Source organism: Streptomyces sp. NPDC052107, assembly GCF_040680215.1.
Taxonomy (GTDB): domain Bacteria; phylum Actinomycetota; class Actinomycetes; order Streptomycetales; family Streptomycetaceae; genus Streptomyces.
The window spans coordinates 1-14,174 of record NZ_JBFAWG010000128.1 but is presented as its reverse complement, the minus strand read 5'-3'; the positions used below and the strand labels follow the sequence as shown (position 1 = coordinate 14,174).

Genomic DNA, 14,174 nt, shown 5'->3' with positions numbered 1-14,174 from the left:
GGATTCTGACGCCTGCCGCTATGTCTCAACCGCCTGACCAGCAGGTTTGCCATGCATCACCTGCCAGAAGGCCGATTTGCTGCGGAACTCCGGTGGATTACCTCCGGAGAATTGCCGACACGGCGAGCCACCTCAGCTATCGGCACTCCCGCGTTCAGCCACCGCGTGATACAGGCATGCCGCAGGTCGTAGGGGCGTCCGGCCAAGGGGGAGGCGACGCGTTGGGGCGATAGCGCGTACTCCCGCGCTTCCTCCCACGCGCGCCAGTAGGTGGATGAGCCGACCACTCCCCCGCGCTCGTTCCCGAACACGCGCCCTTCCTTGGCGGTCCCGAACTCCTTCAGGTGCGCCCGAAGGATGGCGACCAGTACCGGCGGGATGGGCACCGGCCGGTCGGTAGACGCTTCGCGCGCCTTCAGGCCCCGACGGTCGTGGCGCTCCCCGGAATCTGTCCACTGTTTGCCGGAGACGGGGCGTGTCTCCCGCAGCGTCAGTGTCCCCCAGCCCTGGTCTGGCAAGTGACAGTCCGACACCCGCAGACCGACCGCCTCAGCAGGCCGTAGCCCCGCGTAGTACAGGACCGCGTAAAAGGCCACCAAACGCCGCCCACGGCAGCGATCCCACGACCCGACGTAGGAGACAGCGATGAGCAACTGCCGGGCCTGTAGGGCGTTCACCAAGACGCGGCGATCCACCACCTCATTGGAGCCGACGTGCTTCCGGCGGGCACGCTGAAGGGGGTTTTCCGGGAGTTCCCCCACAACCACGGCATGTTCGAGAGCGGTGTTCAGAGCCCGCCGCCGCCGCTTGTACGTGTCGCCCGCGGCCGGAGTGCCATCCAGCTTGTAGCTGAGGCGGTACAGCACATCCTCGAACACCTCAGAGTCGGCCAGGTCACCCAATGGCCGGTCGGCCGTCGTGATCCACTCGTACGCGGCCTTGAGTTCGGCCGGCGGTTCCTCCCCCGCGTTGGCGGGCACGATCCCCCACCGGAAGGCCAGCCGAAGGGTCTCGTCATCGGGAACGCCGCCCCCGCGCTTGACCATGGCGAGAGTCACAGCGGCGAGACCGTCGGCCATGCTTTCACGGGTCTTGGCCGCAGCCGTGCGCCACCGCCCGGCCACGTACTTCCGGCAGAACTCGAACCATCGCAACGGCGGTTCGGCGTCCACTGCTTCGGCGGCGTCGGCCGCCGCGCGCACCTCGGACTCAGGCAACCCCGATTCGATCTCGAACGCTTCACCGCGCCGGTTCATGGCCTGCCACAGCTCGGACCGTCGGCTCTCCGTAAGAGCCAACGTGGTGAACGTCTCGCCGTGCACCTGCCCTGCGACCACCCACCGGAGACGCCACGGGCGCGACTTGCGGCCGGTCTTGGTCACCTTCCACAGCTTGACGTCGAAGGAGTAGCCCGGCCGGGCCGACCCGCGAGGGCGCCCGGCCGCTGTGTCGTTCCCAGTGCTCACGCAGCGTCCTCCCGCTCCGCAAGCCAACGCTCGTACTCCGACCGCCGGATCCGTACGTCACCGTTGGGAAGCTTGATCGAGCGGGGCCCCTTCCCGAGCTGGCGCCACCGGTAGAAGGTCGACGGGGCAACCTTCAGATCAGCGATGACCTCCTTGACGGTCATCTTCTCGTCCCGCGTACGGGCGCTCATTCCGCCATCCCTTCGGCTTCGTCCGCACCGGACAGGCCGGACAGCTCCAATTCCGACTGTCCGGGGTGTTCGTGCTGGTCAGATGGGGTAACCGGACAGCCGGACGGTGCGGACACCTCTGCGCCGCCCTCCGTCCGGGTCTCCGTGTCCGGGTAGTACCGGCCGCCGGCGTCCTTGGTGAGCTGTCCGGCATCGGCCATGCGGCTGCAGGTGCGGCGGATCGTGTCGATGTCGACGTGCGGCAGCTCGCCCGCCATGTCCTTCGGCTTCGCGCCAGGGTGGGCGCGGACGTACCGCAGGATCGTGGCACGGGTGTCGCTGACGGTGTGGTCGGAGACGGGGCCGTCCAGCAGGTGCCAGGCGCCGGAGACGGGTTGGAAGCTGAGGGCGTATTCGGCTTCGTCTACGTCGCGACCGGTGACATGCAGGATGCCGTCCGCCTGCCCGCGGGCTCGCTTGAGTACGAGGGTGGCGTCTGCGGCTCCGGCGATGCCGTTGGTGCCGGAGACCTCGGTGAGGAAGTCCTCAGAGCCTGCCTTGCGGACGTGGTGGACGAGGACGACGGCCACGTTGTAGTGGTCGGCGAGCCGCTTGGCGTAGCCGACAGCGACATAGTCCGCGTCATACGCCGACACCCCGGCCGGGGCCTGTCCGCGCATCTTGGCGAACACGTCGATGACGACCATGCGGGCGTCGGGGTGGCGCTCCAGCCACTGGGCGATGGCCTCGGTGCCGCCCTGGGGGAAGGGCGGGCATTCGGTGACCAGGGTCAGACCGGCGGGGGCTGGCTGTCCTCCGAGGATCTTGCCCATGCGGGTCTGGAGACGGCGCGGGGTGTCTTCCAGAGCAAGGTAGAGCACCGGGCCGCCCTGGACGGGCACGGAGTCGAACGCCTTGCCGCCGGCCGCGACCGACAGGCCCAGTCCGAGGGAGAGCCAGGACTTGCCGACCTTGGGCGGTCCGGCGAGCACGTTGACGCCTTCGGCGAGGATGCCGGGCACGGCCCATTTCGGCTCGGGGAAGTGCGCGGCCATGAGCTGATCGGCCGTCCATGCAGTCCGCGGGCGCTCCCTCTTCGGCGGCGCCGTGGGGGCCGTCTCGGGGTCGCCGGGCACGGAGTACAGGTGCAGGGGCGGGATGGGGTTGGCGCTCATGCTGCGACCGTCCGGGGGCGCCGTGCTCCGGCTCGGAGGCCGGAGGCGATGGTCCGCCGTGCCTCGCCCTCGCCCTGGCCGACTTGGAGCGCGGCCGTCAGGAGCCAGCCGGTGACGTCGGCTTCACTCAACTCGCCCCCGGCAACGAGCTGTCCGAGGGCGACCGCGGCGATGTAGAGGCTGTTGTTGTGCTCGTGCGGGCCGGAGCCGGTGACCCGCTGCACCTCTCCGTTGATCGCGGAGCGGAGGAAGGCGGTGCGCCGTCCCTGGCCGGTGAGGGCGACCGTGATGGGCATCTGTGGGGGCAGCGGGGCCGGGCGCAGGAGTTCGGCGAGCCAGCCCGGCAGGGGCGCAACGGGAGCGTTCCGGATGATCTCATACGGGCGCCCATCGAAAACGCTGCCGGCGCCGACCACGAGTCCGCCCCACGCGCGGGTGTCGACCTTCCAGCCCAGCCCGCGGGTGCTGTCCCCAGCGGTGTTACGCAGGGGCTCGCCTTCCGGCGCGAGGAAGTACAGGTGGGTGCCGCCGCTCCAGGTGCGGACGGTGTAGGTGTCGGCGGGGAAGGGCTGGCCGCGGCGCTCGCAGAGCACGGCGAGCACGTCGGCGCCGTCGGTGACGCCGTGCTCGGCCCACGCGGCCGGCGGGGTGTCGCCGGGGTGCTTGGGCTTGTCCAGGTCGATGACGACCAGGCCGGAGGGGCCGGTGGCGATTCCGACGTTGAAAGCGGCGACGGACCATGCGCGGGTGATGCGGTCCGGGTCGGTGGTGGCGCGGGTCTCCCAGTCGGAGACGGCCGGGCGCTTGTCACCGGGGATGAGGGGGAAGACGCGCCAGTCACGCGACGCTGCGTCAAGCGCGGCGGTGAGCTGGGCAGAGCCGTCCAGGTGCGGCATGCTGGGGGTTCTCCTGTTCTGTCTACGGATGGGCAGGGAGAACCGCGGCGGCGGGCGACCTTGCTGGGGAGTCCCGCCGCCGCGGCGTTGCTACTGGTTCTTGGCCCACGCGGAGTACTGCTGGCGGACGTAGTAGCGCGGGGCGCAGATGATGGCCGTGCCGTCCAGCTCCATCAGCCGCTGGGCGGCTCGGGTGGCGAGGTCGGCCGCGTCGTTGGTGACGGTGTCGGCTTCGTCGCTCAGCGCGATCCGGTCCAGCAGGGCGGCCTTGCGGAGCCAGAACTCGCGGTTCTGCCCGTCGTAGAACGGCCTGTCGGCCGCGGTCCGGGCGGTCCATCCGATTTCGCTGATGATGCTCGGGGCGAGCGCGTACGCCTCTTCCGGGGCGGGCCAGTGGTGGGCGGCGAGCGACGGCTCTGGGGCGGGCCGGTGGTCGGCGGTGACGTACAGCCGGGCGCGCTTGCCGTCGTGGGTGGGGTACTGGCGTGCCGGGCCGATGTCGAACGCGGCGGCCAGGGCGTGGCTGACGCGGTCCGTGTCGGCCGGGTCGCAGATGACGCGGATCTCGAACATGGGTCAGTGCTCCTTGCTGGTACTGGAGGAGGGGAGTTCGGGCAGCCCAGCGGCTTCCAGGGCCTTGAAGTCGAAGCCGGGCAGGGCAGCGCGGGTGATGAGGGCTTGGGCGAGCTGTTCGGCGTAGGCGGCGCCGGTGCGGGCCACCTCGATCTGTGCTCCGGTGCGCATGGCTTCGACGCGCTCGATGTGGGCGTGTTCCTCGTGCCGGGCGCTGGTCTGCCGCTCGTGGGCGATGCGTTCACGGCGGTCGGTGCGCCAGTACCTTGCGGCGAGTCCGTAGGCGATGGCGGTGGCGAGCACCCACAGCAGTAGCGGCAGGGACAGCCCGCCGGCGTATCCGGCGACTGCGGCGAAGGCGAGTCCTCCGGAGGCGGCGAACGCGGTTCCGGCGATGACGCTGTCTCCGGCGCGGCCGATGCTCGCGCACACGCCGGCCGCGGCGGCGGCGAGGGACAGCGCGGTCATGAGCACGGCGTTGCCGATGGAGTGTTCGGCGCCGTTGGCGTTCCAGATGCGGGCCAGGATCAGCACAGTGGATGTGGCGAGGGCGGGCGCGGCCTTGGGCGCGATGTTGGCGAGCCAGTGTGGGGCGATGATCTGTTCGTTCATGGCTGGGCTCCTCACAGTTGCTGGAGGGCGTGGATGACGGCGGCGGCGAGCTGGTTGATGGGGCCGGCGGCTCCCGTGGAGGCGAGGAAGAAGCCGAACCCGGCGGCGGCGAACGCGGCGCCGTAGCTGAGGGAGTTGGAGCGCAGCAGAAAGAACAGGACGAGTCCGAACAGGGCCACGAGCGAGACCGTGACAGCCATGACGGGAATCTCCTTTGACGGTGGGCTGGGAGGGTGGGTTGAATGCGTCTGGCCCCGGGGTGCTGGCAAGCTCCGGCGGCTGGCCGACGGTTGCGCCCGCCTAGCTCCTGCTCGGAGCGGGGTACGTCTCATGACGGGCACCGTCGGCCGTCTTGCGTCCGCCGTCAGCGGGTGCCTTCGCGGTAGATCCGCTGGGCTCGGTTGAACAGCCAGCGCCCGGCGCGTATGCGCTTGCCGGTGGCCTTGCAGCGACGGCAGCTCTTGCCGCGCTTGGGCCGTCCCTTGCGGTCGGTGTCCATGGCGAAGCCGAAGCCGTTGCACTTGCGGCAGGTGCCGAACGGGCTGCCCGCACACAAAGCGCTGTAACCGAGCGTGACGGCGAACAGGCAGGCGATAGCAAGAGCGATGAGGGTCATGAGCGGCCCTTCCAGGTAGTTCCCAGGGTTTTCGCAGGTGGGGTGCTATGCACTAGATCGCAGATCAGGTGCTATGCGGGGTGCTAGCGGGGGTGCTACCGGTAGCAAGGCGACGTGCTACCGGTAGCACCGTCCGGGACTAGGCGGCACCCCGCCTTTCATCACGCTCTGCAATCGCCTTGCTGAGGTCGGCGCGGGTGATGCCGCGGCGGGTGGTGCGGGTGCCGTCGTCGGTGGTCCCGGCCACGTCGCGGGTCTTGATGCCGTGCGGTTTGAGCGCGGATGTGACGTTCTCGCCCTTCCAGCCGCCGTAGACCTCCGGCCGCAGCTCGGCCAGCCGGGCGGCGATCCGCTCGTTCCAGACCCGCTCTTCCGACGGCGGCACGACCGCGGCGACGTCGGCGAGCAGGTCGTAGGACGGGCCGGTCACGGCCTCGGGGTCCTCGCCGAGTGCGTGCCCGGACAGGGTTCCATCAGCCTTGCGCAAGGCGTAGGCGCGCTGGGCGATGGCGTTGGTGGCCGGGTCGTCCAGGTAGGCGGTGCGTACCACGACCGGCAGCGCGGTCGCGCCGGCGAGGTAGCCGTTACCGGCGTCGATCTCCGGGCGGAACGAAGTGGCGCGCACGCCGTTCTTGTACGCGGACGTACCAAGGATCATGTCGTTCTCGACCTGTCCGGCGACCTTGAGGGCGAAGCGGATGGACACGTTGCCGCTGATCCCGGTCGGGAGTGAGTCCTTGTCCGGGCGCTGCGTAGCCAGGATGAGGATCACGCCCAGGGCTCGGCCGAGCTTGATGATGAACTCGGCGTCGTCACCTGCCCGTTTGCCGTACTTGGGGTGGCCGAACAGGTTCTGGCACTCATCGAACACCCCGACCAGCGGCCACAGCTTGAGTGAGCGTTTGTCGGCGATGGCGCGGGTGATGCGCTTGTCCGGGCACAGGTCCCGCGGCAGCTTCTTGATCGCAGCCGCGCGGCGCATGACTTCCTCGCGCAGCAGCTTCAGGGAGTCTGCGGCGTACTTGATCGAGTCGTCGTCGATGCCGGAGACGAACCGGTGGCTGACACATTCAAGGGAGTCCAGGTCGCCGGTGCCCTTGTTCTCGTGCAGCCACAGTTCCACGGACGGGTCCATGGCGGCGCCGCAAGCCAGGACGCGCACGGAGGCGGTCTTGCCCTGGCCGGGCAGCGAGCCGATCAGGATGTTGTGCTGGATCATCGGCACGGACTGAGCCCGGCCGCGCGGGTCGATGCCGAACGGGATCCGCTTGAAGATGTCGTGCTTGCGCGCCGTTGCGAGTGGCCACTTGACGAGTCCGGTCTTGGACAGGTCCCGGTCCCCCACCCAGAGGATGAGGCGCCCCTCGTGCTCGCTGGGGTCGGCGTCGGGCCACACGCAGCCGAGCGGGCGGCGCAGGCCGGAGGCGAGCCGGGCGCGCCGGTCGGCCACGTCGGCGACTGTGACGCCCAAGGGCAGGTCGATGTCCGCGCGCCACCCCGGCCCCTCGCGGGTGATCGGGGCGACAAACTTGATGCCGTCCTGACCCTTGGCGACCGCGGACGTGATCTGCCCGATGCCGATGGACGCCATGGCCTTGACCACGATGTCGCTGGTCAGCTTCTGCACCTCGGTCTTGATGACTGCGCGGGTGGCCAGCGGCGCATCCGCCGGCGCGCCCAGCCAGCCCAGCGTCAGCACGGTGATCGTGGCGGCGATGACCTGCGTGCGCGGCTCGGCACCGTAGACCAGGTACAGGCCCATGCCCAGGGCGAACAGAGCTCCGAGGATGGTCAGGAGCATCCGCAGCCGAACCCGGCGGTCCCGCTGCCGGGACAGCTTCAGGTACAGCTCGGAGTTCTCCCGGCGTGCCTCGGCCTGCCGCAGCGGCTCGCCCTCCGCGTCAACCGCCCACCGGCCGATCCTGGTCAGGGCGTTGGCCAGGCCGCGCGGCGAGCGCCAGATGAGCTTGGGCATGTATAGGAACGGCACGCGGACCGCGTGGAAGGCGATGGTGTGCCAGACGTGCCCGGCCAGCCACCGCATCGCCTCGGCGAACTCTGGGCCCGACTTCACCCACGCCGGGAGGACGTCCAGCCGCTTGGAGTCGCGGATGCGGTCGATCAGACCGGGGCCCGACTGTGCCGGGGCCGGACGGTCGACCAGCGTCGGGCCGGAGTCGTCCGACCCTGACTCGCTCGGGTCGGCCGACCGGTCGGCCCCGGAGTCGGGCGACGCGTCGGGCGTGCGGTCGGCCGACTCGGTGCGAGCCGACCGGGCCTTGTCCAGGTCGACCACGTGCCCGTCAGAGTCGGCGGCCATCTCGGCTTCCAGCCGGTTGAAGAGTTCGTTGTCGTCGTCGGGGTGTTTCACTGAGGGTTCCTTCTCTCGGGAGGGATGGCGGGGCCCGGCCGCTGCTTTGGTCGGTTTGGGACCGGGCCCCGCACTGAGCGAGTCAGGCGGCGCGCTGTTCCTCGGGGTAGGCGCAGAGGAGGCACACCCCGAGCGAGGTCGGGATGCAGTAGCTGTAGGTGATCCGGCACTTGGGGCAGGTGCGGCGAGCGAGCATCGCCAGGGCGAGCGCACCCCATTTGCGTGAGGCCATCGGCTGGACCGGCGTCGCGCAGTCGACGCGGTAGAGGTAGGCGACCTGGTAGCCGGACTTGCGACCTCGGTGGCGGCGCATCACATGAGCCGCCACCGGCTGTCCGCCCGGCCGCAGGCCGGCCGCCCGCAGCTGACGGCGGGTGGCGTAGCCGTCCGGGGCGAACCGCCACGGGTACGTGGGGACCCCGAACCGGGCGCCGGACGGGTCGAAGCACTTGCCGTAGGCGGACATCAGGCAGCCACCCCCACGACCGGAGCATCGGTCCGGGCCCCGGCGCGGCCGGCGCGCCGCCCGGTGACCGTGGCGAACAGCCGCCCCAGCCCCGCCCGGCGGGCCCCGGCGCGCGCCTGCTTGGCCGCGTACATCGCCTCATCGGCCCGCCGCAGCAGAGCGGACAGGTCCTCGCCCGGGAAGTCCGCGGTACACACCCAGCCCAGAGAGACCGTGGTGTGTACCGCCGGGTCCTGGCCGTCGACCGGGCGAGCCAGCACCCCGTGCAGCACGGCCAGCAGATCACCAGCGGTGCCGTGGTCATCGATCAGGACGGCGGCGAACTCATCGCCCCCGAGCCGCCCGGCCACCCCGGAACGGCCGACGTGGTGGGCGAGCCGGTCCGCGGTCGCCTTCAGCAGCGCATCTCCGGCCGCATGGCCGAAGGTGTCGTTGATCTGCTTGAAGCGATCGACATCGGCCAGCACCGCGACCGCTCGCGGGTCCCGCAGCAGAGCGGTAGCGCGACGGGTGAACGCCTCCCGTGTCCGCAGCCCGGTCAGCGGGTCACGTCGGGCGACGTTCAGGCGCCGCCGCAACCACAGCGTGTGGGCCGTCCAGCCGGAGGCGACCGGAGCCGCCGCAGCCAACATGCTCAGCAAGGTGTTCATGCGGCAGTCCCCTCTGTCTCCTCGGCGCCGTCGACGGAGTGCAGGCGTCGCCCTTCGGCCCGCTCGCTGAGCAGCAGGTCACGCAGCACACGAGAGTTGGCCGCGGAGCAGTGCAGCGTTGTCCGGATGGCTTCCGCATTGATCGCGTCATCGGCCCAGTCGACCGTGGCCTCACGCGCCTCGGCGAGCAGTTCCGCCGGAGTCCGCGGCGCCTTGGCCGTCTTGGTCTTGCTCTTGGTGCCGGCCGGGCGCTTGCGCGGCGGCTTGGGCGCCTCCTGCTTCGGCTCCTCTGTCTGCTGCGGCGGCACAGGCGGCAGGTCTTCGCTCGCCGGGGCCAGCTCGCCTAGCTTCAGCAGCACGCGTTCCGGGCGCGGGGTCTTCGACCTCCACCGCCGGCCGTGCCGCTCCCGCAGCCGGGCGCGGGCCAACTGCCGCTCCCGTTCTCGCTTCAGAGCCTCGGAGTACGACGTGATCTCCCACAGCGTCATCCGCCGCCACAGGGCGAAGGTCGACAGGGGGGCGAGCATCCAGCGGGAGAACCGCACCTTCTCCATTCGTCGGCCGGTGGCGGCACCGATCCGTACGGCGTAGATGTGGGCGCCGATCTCGGAGAAGACCACCCACAGCAGGGGCATCGTGCCGTGGGCGACCTTGGCCCACAGCGAGTGCCCGGCGGCGACGTTCAGCCCGCACGTGACCAGCGTCAGCGCCCAGGGCACGAACCGCACCCACGCCAACGCCATGTCCATCCGAATGAGCAGCAGGTTGGCCACGGTGAACACCGGAATGGCCACGTCGATACCGACCGGCAGCATCCACGGCTCGCCGAAGCCCCACCGGGTAGCAGCAGACGAGACAGCGTCGAGCGATGCGATCAGCCCCAGGGCGCCGACACCGGCCGCGGCTAACGCGCCCAGTCCGGCAAGACCCATCTCTGGCTTCGTCAGTGGCGGCACCGCCGGCCGTGCCGTCTCGGTTGCGGTCGTCATGCCGCCGCTCCCTTCCGGGAGGACCGGCGGCGCCTCGCCGGCCGCGCCAGCGGGACGACGTTGAACAGCTCCGGAGCGTGCGCCTCGATCACCTCGGCGGCGATGCGTGCCACGTCGTCCGGCAGGCTGCGGTACTCCGGGTCGGCGAGGATGTCGCGCGCCGCGTCCAGGCGGGCCGCGCGCTCCATCTCGGTTTCGCCCTCCACCCCGAGCCACAGCTCAACCGGGCTGCCAAGGGCCAGTTCCACGAAGTCCTCGGCTGAGATGGCCTGTTGATGGCCGATGTACGTGCGCATGGTGCTCTCCTGAGTCGAAGGAGCAGGGAGAACCGCGACGGCGGGCGACCTTGCTGGGGAGTCCCAGCGCCACGGGATTTCAGATTGACCTAGGTCAATCTAACTGTCAAGAAGGGGCGACGGGAGAACAGAGATTGACCTAGGTCCAGCTACTCTCGAAGCCATGGAGCAGAGCCCAGAAGCGCCGAAGCAGACGTCCACGGCCAAAGCGATCGCCGCCGATTTCCGCGCGAAGATCACAGGTCCGAACCGCTCGTACGAACCGGGCGAGCAGCTGCCCGCGGCTCGCAGGCTCGCCAAAGAACTCGGCGTGCAGCTCATGACCGTGCAGAGCGCATATGGGCAGCTCCGTGACGAGGGGCTCGTGCTTACCCAGCAGGGCCGCGGAACGTTCGTCCGCGACCCGTCGGTGCCGCTCGGCACCGAGCCGGGCAGTAGCCCCGCGTTCACTGCGCTCTCCGCTGAGCTCAGTGCGATTCACGACGCGCTTCGTACTCTCGGCGAGCGGCTTGATCGTCTTGAACGACGCGTCGGTAACGAGACTCCACCCGCGCCGTAAGCCTGTCCGCGCGCCTCAGCAGTCGTTCAGCCGTAACGCGCACCTTGCCCATGCTCACTTTGATCGCGGCGAGTTCGGCAGAGGTTAGGCCTCCCGACTCGCCGCTTCGCTCATTGATCCCTGACATGCCAATGAGCATGCAGCCGGAAACAGCAGAGGACCCGGACAGACTGTCCGGGTCCTCTTTCCTTGCAGATCAGGCCTGTTGACGACCCATCATTGGATGGCCCCGTCCACGGCGTCCAGCACTGCAGTCCACGGAAGTTCGCGCCCGGCTGGCGCGTCCCTCGGCTCGTACAGCGGCCAGACATCCGGGCCGTAGACCAGATGCACCCCTCCCGCCCTGAGAGCGTCGATGTGGCCTTGCCACGCGGGGTGGCGAGCGTGCGCCGCGTTCACCCGCGGGAAGACCACGACGGGGAGACCGAGAGTCCCGATGGCCTCGCCAACCTGCGTCAGCGCCTGGTTGTCCATCAGGCCGGTCGCCAGCTTGGCGACCAAGTTGGCGGACGCGGGGGCGACCACGTAGCAGTCAACCGGCGGATGTGGCCGAGCCTCGCCGGGAAGGCGCGGCTCATCACGCACGGGCAGGCCGGTCAGCTTCTCCAACCGCTCACGCTCGCCGCTCGTGCGCAGCCACTGACCTGCGGTTGGCGTAAGCGTGACGGCCACCCGCCATCCGCGGCCCATGGCGGGCTCTACGAGACCGGTGCGCAACGCTTCTACGCCGCCGGCCGCCGAGCCGACGACTCCCAGAACCCCACGATTGCCTGAACTCACTGCACCGCCCTGCACCGCTGAGCCATCGCGAACACGTCCGACGAACGCGAGCCGCCTGTCACTGGGGACTGCTTGATCAGGTCTCGCAGCGTCTCGCGCACCCTCGGATTGTTGCGTACAAGCTGCGGCGACGTGCGTTCGGCGGTACGCAGCTCTGCGAAAGCATCATCACCTTGCCCAGCGAGCGACAGGGCACGGGCGAAGTCGATACGGTGCGAGACACTGCGTTCCTGCGGCATGTGGTCGACGTTAATCCGACCGCGCTCCACCACATACGAGACGTTGTCGAGGTCCAGCTCGATGGACAGTCGGTGGAGCAGCACGTTCGTCGGCCCGAAGCCGGTCTGCCAGTAGTTCTCATCCGAGCCGAGATCGTCCGCGAGCTCCTCGGCACGGTTCAGCAGTGCCGTTGCGGTAGGCCGGTCCTGATGGCGCGCCGCAGCGACGGCCGCACGCAGGTGGATCATGCCCAGCAGGCTGAGTGCCGCCGGGTTGTGATCGGTTACCTGAGACGACAGCCAGGCTGCGGCCGTGTTGCCCAGTTCGAGGGCGTCGTCATAGCGCCCGTTGGCCAGCAGGGCGTGCGTACCCGAACGTGCGGCGGACGCCAGCACGAGTGGGTCGTCCGATTCGTCAGCGGCTCGCATCGCGCGCTCGGCAGCGAGCCACGAGATGTCCGACTCGCCGATCTTGGCGAGTGTCGTAGCCGCAAGGTGGTGCGTGCGGGCCGACACTGCCCAGCAGTCGCCGCGGTCATCGCCGCGGCGCGCCGCTCGTTCCTCCAGCTCCTGAGCCGTCTGAAGCAGGGCGGGCAGTGCAGCGATGACGCTGCCGAGCCGACCGCCCTGGTAGTCGTTCCACGCATGCTCCACGCGCACGGCCACAGGAACAGGCGTCGGAAGCTGAGCCTCAGCGTCCGGCCCGAAGAGGAGACGGGACAGCCGACGCGGGCTCATGAGGGCGTCGCGCACGGCGGGGACGTCGTCCTGTTGCCGCTCGTCTTCCATGAGAACCGTCTGTCCGAGCAGGTCTCCGAGGGGCACGCGCAGGATGCGCGACAGCTCCGCGAGCATGTCGATGCGGGGCGGCTTCCTGCGGCCAGTCTCGATCTTCGCCAGCCAGTCAGTGCTCCGACCCACCAGGCCGGCCAGCACCTCTTGCGTGTAGCCGCGGCGCTTCCGATAGAACGCTATGCGCTCGCCGATGCTGAGGTGATCTCCAAGACCACGCATGGGGTGTTGCCTCCCGCTGCTGAATAGGGGCGCATTTCACGGTACCGACGCGGCGGGGAACCGGTAAGTGATCACAGCCTTTCCGCCAACATGACCAGCGTGTGGCAGCGAAGGGGCCAGAACCCGGACGGACTGTCCGGGTCCGATGGAACCCCGCTGGGAGGTGTCCGCACTGTCCGGCTGTCCGGTTCTGCCTCTCACCTGCATAAATGGCCCGGACAGCTCGTAATGCCGGTGTCCGGGCTGTCCGCTCACAGACGGCTGCAACACCCCGGGAGTGTTGCAGCCCGTCGGCGAAGCCGACCTCTCAATAGGCGTAGGAGCCGAAGGCGACTTCCAATCTGCTCTACCTGAGAGACGTGAACTGCAGAACGCGAAACTCTCCCTACCTGATCAAGCCCCGCCGTTCCGGCGGGGATGGGGTGATCCCTCCAGCACAGCACACATGATCCGGCAGAGCTCCCAGCCGTCGCGCACCTTGAACGACAGGACTCGACAGCACCACCACGGGACACGCCAGCTCCCCCATGCATCACGGCCCACCGGGCTAGAGCCTCAACCCCCTTGAACGCTGGCCTACAACGGTCGGGGGCGCCGTTCCCGACTGCGGGCACATCGTGGCGAGCGTGGTGGGCTCTCATCCCACCCACCATCGACCCAGGCAGAGCCGAGCAGACGCGGCCCATGGCGTCCAGGTCGTTCGTACAGTGGCGCGCTCCACCTGGACGCCATGAACCACGCCCGCTCCACGGTGTGTGGGTCGACGGCGGACGGGATGAGAGCTGGGGTGCGTGGTGGATTGAGGCTGTCCCCAAGGGCTACTTCAAGCCAGTCTTGCCAGTCCTCTAAGCAGCTCTACGCGTCTCACCTTACGTGCAGCCAACCAACTTGCCCCCGCTCAAGGATCGCGGCGACTTGGCTTCAAGCCCTGAGCAGCGGCGAGCGAGTGGCCGGATCCGATTTCCACATCCCCGAGCATAAACATCAGTTGAGTGGGTGCGTGCCTGAACTCGCCTTTGTTCTGCGCGCAGGCTGGGCTGTCCAGTGCACCATGCTCCCAACCGAACGAAAGCCCGCCGTGCAGCCAAGGCTTCCCAGGCGCAAGCTGCATCGGCGGGCCATGAACCCGGAGGCTCACACATGAGTTTGCCCCTTGCCGAGCGCTGTGTGTCAAACCCACGTCAGCAACTCGCAGTGATCACGGTCATCGTTGTGATCGTGCTCGCTTTGAGGTTCCCCCGCTGCGCGGGAGTGGCTGACTAGCAGGTCAGGGCGGGTTGACGTGGTTTCAGGTTCACTGGTTCGGTCGCTGCCTGGCTGGCG

Annotated in this window: 16 protein-coding genes; 1 reads left to right on the top strand and 15 read right to left on the bottom strand. The window is 69.2% G+C overall.

What is annotated here, in order from left to right; all coding sequences use genetic code 11:
* Positions 1-56: 56 nt before the first annotated feature.
* From AB0M27_RS43450 to AB0M27_RS43390, 13 genes are all read right to left on the bottom strand, one after another.
* On the bottom strand, positions 57-1,382 hold the full coding sequence (locus AB0M27_RS43450; RefSeq protein ID WP_365731050.1) for a tyrosine-type recombinase/integrase: 1,326 nt from the start codon (positions 1,380-1,382) through the stop codon (positions 57-59).
* Between the two features lie 80 nt (positions 1,383-1,462).
* Positions 1,463-1,657 (bottom strand): helix-turn-helix domain-containing protein, encoded by a 195-nt coding sequence (locus AB0M27_RS43445; protein ID WP_351364262.1) that lies wholly within the window; start codon positions 1,655-1,657, stop codon positions 1,463-1,465.
* A complete protein-coding gene (locus tag AB0M27_RS43440; RefSeq protein WP_365731048.1) occupies positions 1,654-2,811 on the bottom strand; it encodes an AAA family ATPase in 1,158 nt (385 codons plus the stop codon). The genes AB0M27_RS43445 and AB0M27_RS43440 overlap by 4 nt, the downstream gene beginning before the upstream one ends.
* Positions 2,808-3,707, bottom strand: a complete 900-nt coding sequence (locus AB0M27_RS43435; RefSeq protein WP_365731046.1) for a bifunctional DNA primase/polymerase — start codon at positions 3,705-3,707, stop codon at positions 2,808-2,810. Before AB0M27_RS43435 ends, AB0M27_RS43440 begins: the two co-directional genes overlap by 4 nt.
* A 90-nt stretch (positions 3,708-3,797) precedes the next feature.
* Positions 3,798-4,280 carry a hypothetical protein gene (locus tag AB0M27_RS43430; protein ID WP_365731044.1) on the bottom strand — a complete coding sequence of 161 codons (483 nt, stop codon included), beginning with the start codon at positions 4,278-4,280 and terminating at the stop codon, positions 3,798-3,800.
* Between the two features lie 3 nt (positions 4,281-4,283).
* A complete protein-coding gene (locus AB0M27_RS43425) occupies positions 4,284-4,892 on the bottom strand; it encodes a hypothetical protein (protein ID WP_365731042.1) in 609 nt (202 codons plus the stop codon).
* A gap of 11 nt (positions 4,893-4,903) precedes the next feature.
* Positions 4,904-5,092 carry a hypothetical protein gene (locus AB0M27_RS43420; protein ID WP_365731040.1) on the bottom strand — a complete coding sequence of 63 codons (189 nt, stop codon included), beginning with the start codon at positions 5,090-5,092 and terminating at the stop codon, positions 4,904-4,906.
* Positions 5,093-5,256: 164 nt separating this feature from the next.
* Positions 5,257-5,508, bottom strand: coding sequence for a hypothetical protein (locus AB0M27_RS43415; RefSeq protein ID WP_365731038.1), 252 nt, complete (start codon positions 5,506-5,508; stop codon positions 5,257-5,259).
* A 139-nt stretch (positions 5,509-5,647) separates the two neighbouring features.
* On the bottom strand, positions 5,648-7,879 hold the full coding sequence (locus AB0M27_RS43410) for a cell division protein FtsK (protein WP_365731036.1): 2,232 nt from the start codon (positions 7,877-7,879) through the stop codon (positions 5,648-5,650).
* Positions 7,880-7,961: 82 nt separating this feature from the next.
* A complete protein-coding gene (locus AB0M27_RS43405; RefSeq protein WP_365731034.1) occupies positions 7,962-8,345 on the bottom strand; it encodes an RRQRL motif-containing zinc-binding protein in 384 nt (127 codons plus the stop codon).
* Positions 8,345-8,995, bottom strand: coding sequence for a GGDEF domain-containing protein (locus AB0M27_RS43400; RefSeq protein WP_365731032.1), 651 nt, complete (start codon positions 8,993-8,995; stop codon positions 8,345-8,347). Before AB0M27_RS43400 ends, AB0M27_RS43405 begins: the two co-directional genes overlap by 1 nt.
* The gene (locus AB0M27_RS43395; protein ID WP_365731030.1) at positions 8,992-9,984 is read right to left on the bottom strand and encodes a DUF2637 domain-containing protein; all 993 of its coding nucleotides are present in this window, start codon (positions 9,982-9,984) and stop codon (positions 8,992-8,994) included. Before AB0M27_RS43395 ends, AB0M27_RS43400 begins: the two co-directional genes overlap by 4 nt.
* Positions 9,981-10,280: a hypothetical protein gene (locus AB0M27_RS43390; protein WP_365731028.1), complete on the bottom strand. Its 300-nt coding sequence runs from the start codon at positions 10,278-10,280 to the stop codon at positions 9,981-9,983. Before AB0M27_RS43390 ends, AB0M27_RS43395 begins: the two co-directional genes overlap by 4 nt.
* Positions 10,281-10,443: 163 nt before the next feature.
* Between AB0M27_RS43390 and AB0M27_RS43385 the strand changes: the two genes are divergently transcribed.
* On the top strand, positions 10,444-10,839 hold the full coding sequence (locus tag AB0M27_RS43385) for a GntR family transcriptional regulator (RefSeq protein ID WP_365731026.1): 396 nt from the start codon (positions 10,444-10,446) through the stop codon (positions 10,837-10,839).
* Between the two features lie 216 nt (positions 10,840-11,055).
* Here AB0M27_RS43385 and AB0M27_RS43380 read toward each other — a convergent pair whose 3' ends face one another.
* Together AB0M27_RS43380 and AB0M27_RS43375 are read right to left on the bottom strand one after the other, a co-directional pair.
* Positions 11,056-11,619 carry a flavoprotein gene (locus AB0M27_RS43380; protein ID WP_365731024.1) on the bottom strand — a complete coding sequence of 188 codons (564 nt, stop codon included), beginning with the start codon at positions 11,617-11,619 and terminating at the stop codon, positions 11,056-11,058.
* Complete coding sequence (locus AB0M27_RS43375) at positions 11,616-12,851, bottom strand: helix-turn-helix transcriptional regulator (protein ID WP_365731022.1); 1,236 nt, start codon at positions 12,849-12,851, stop codon at positions 11,616-11,618. The genes AB0M27_RS43380 and AB0M27_RS43375 overlap by 4 nt, the downstream gene beginning before the upstream one ends.
* Positions 12,852-14,174: the final 1,323 nt, after the last annotated feature.

What these genes read in the sequence shown, in the direction of transcription:
- AB0M27_RS43445 (WP_351364262.1), bottom strand. Translation starts at nt 1,657, where the DNA reads ATGAGCGCCCGTACGCGGGACGAGAAGATGACCGTCAAGGAGGTCATC.
- AB0M27_RS43440 (WP_365731048.1), bottom strand. Translation starts at nt 2,811, where the DNA reads ATGAGCGCCAACCCCATCCCGCCCCTGCACCTGTACTCCGTGCCCGGC.
- AB0M27_RS43435 (WP_365731046.1), bottom strand. Translation starts at nt 3,707, where the DNA reads ATGCCGCACCTGGACGGCTCTGCCCAGCTCACCGCCGCGCTTGACGCA.
- AB0M27_RS43430 (WP_365731044.1), bottom strand. Translation starts at nt 4,280, where the DNA reads ATGTTCGAGATCCGCGTCATCTGCGACCCGGCCGACACGGACCGCGTC.
- AB0M27_RS43425 (WP_365731042.1), bottom strand. Translation starts at nt 4,892, where the DNA reads ATGAACGAACAGATCATCGCCCCACACTGGCTCGCCAACATCGCGCCC.
- AB0M27_RS43420 (WP_365731040.1), bottom strand. Translation starts at nt 5,092, where the DNA reads ATGGCTGTCACGGTCTCGCTCGTGGCCCTGTTCGGACTCGTCCTGTTC.
- AB0M27_RS43415 (WP_365731038.1), bottom strand. Translation starts at nt 5,508, where the DNA reads ATGACCCTCATCGCTCTTGCTATCGCCTGCCTGTTCGCCGTCACGCTC.
- AB0M27_RS43405 (WP_365731034.1), bottom strand. Translation starts at nt 8,345, where the DNA reads ATGTCCGCCTACGGCAAGTGCTTCGACCCGTCCGGCGCCCGGTTCGGG.
- AB0M27_RS43400 (WP_365731032.1), bottom strand. Translation starts at nt 8,995, where the DNA reads ATGAACACCTTGCTGAGCATGTTGGCTGCGGCGGCTCCGGTCGCCTCC.
- AB0M27_RS43395 (WP_365731030.1), bottom strand. Translation starts at nt 9,984, where the DNA reads ATGACGACCGCAACCGAGACGGCACGGCCGGCGGTGCCGCCACTGACG.
- AB0M27_RS43390 (WP_365731028.1), bottom strand. Translation starts at nt 10,280, where the DNA reads ATGCGCACGTACATCGGCCATCAACAGGCCATCTCAGCCGAGGACTTC.
- AB0M27_RS43385 (WP_365731026.1), top strand. Translation starts at nt 10,444, where the DNA reads ATGGAGCAGAGCCCAGAAGCGCCGAAGCAGACGTCCACGGCCAAAGCG.
- AB0M27_RS43375 (WP_365731022.1), bottom strand. Translation starts at nt 12,851, where the DNA reads ATGCGTGGTCTTGGAGATCACCTCAGCATCGGCGAGCGCATAGCGTTC.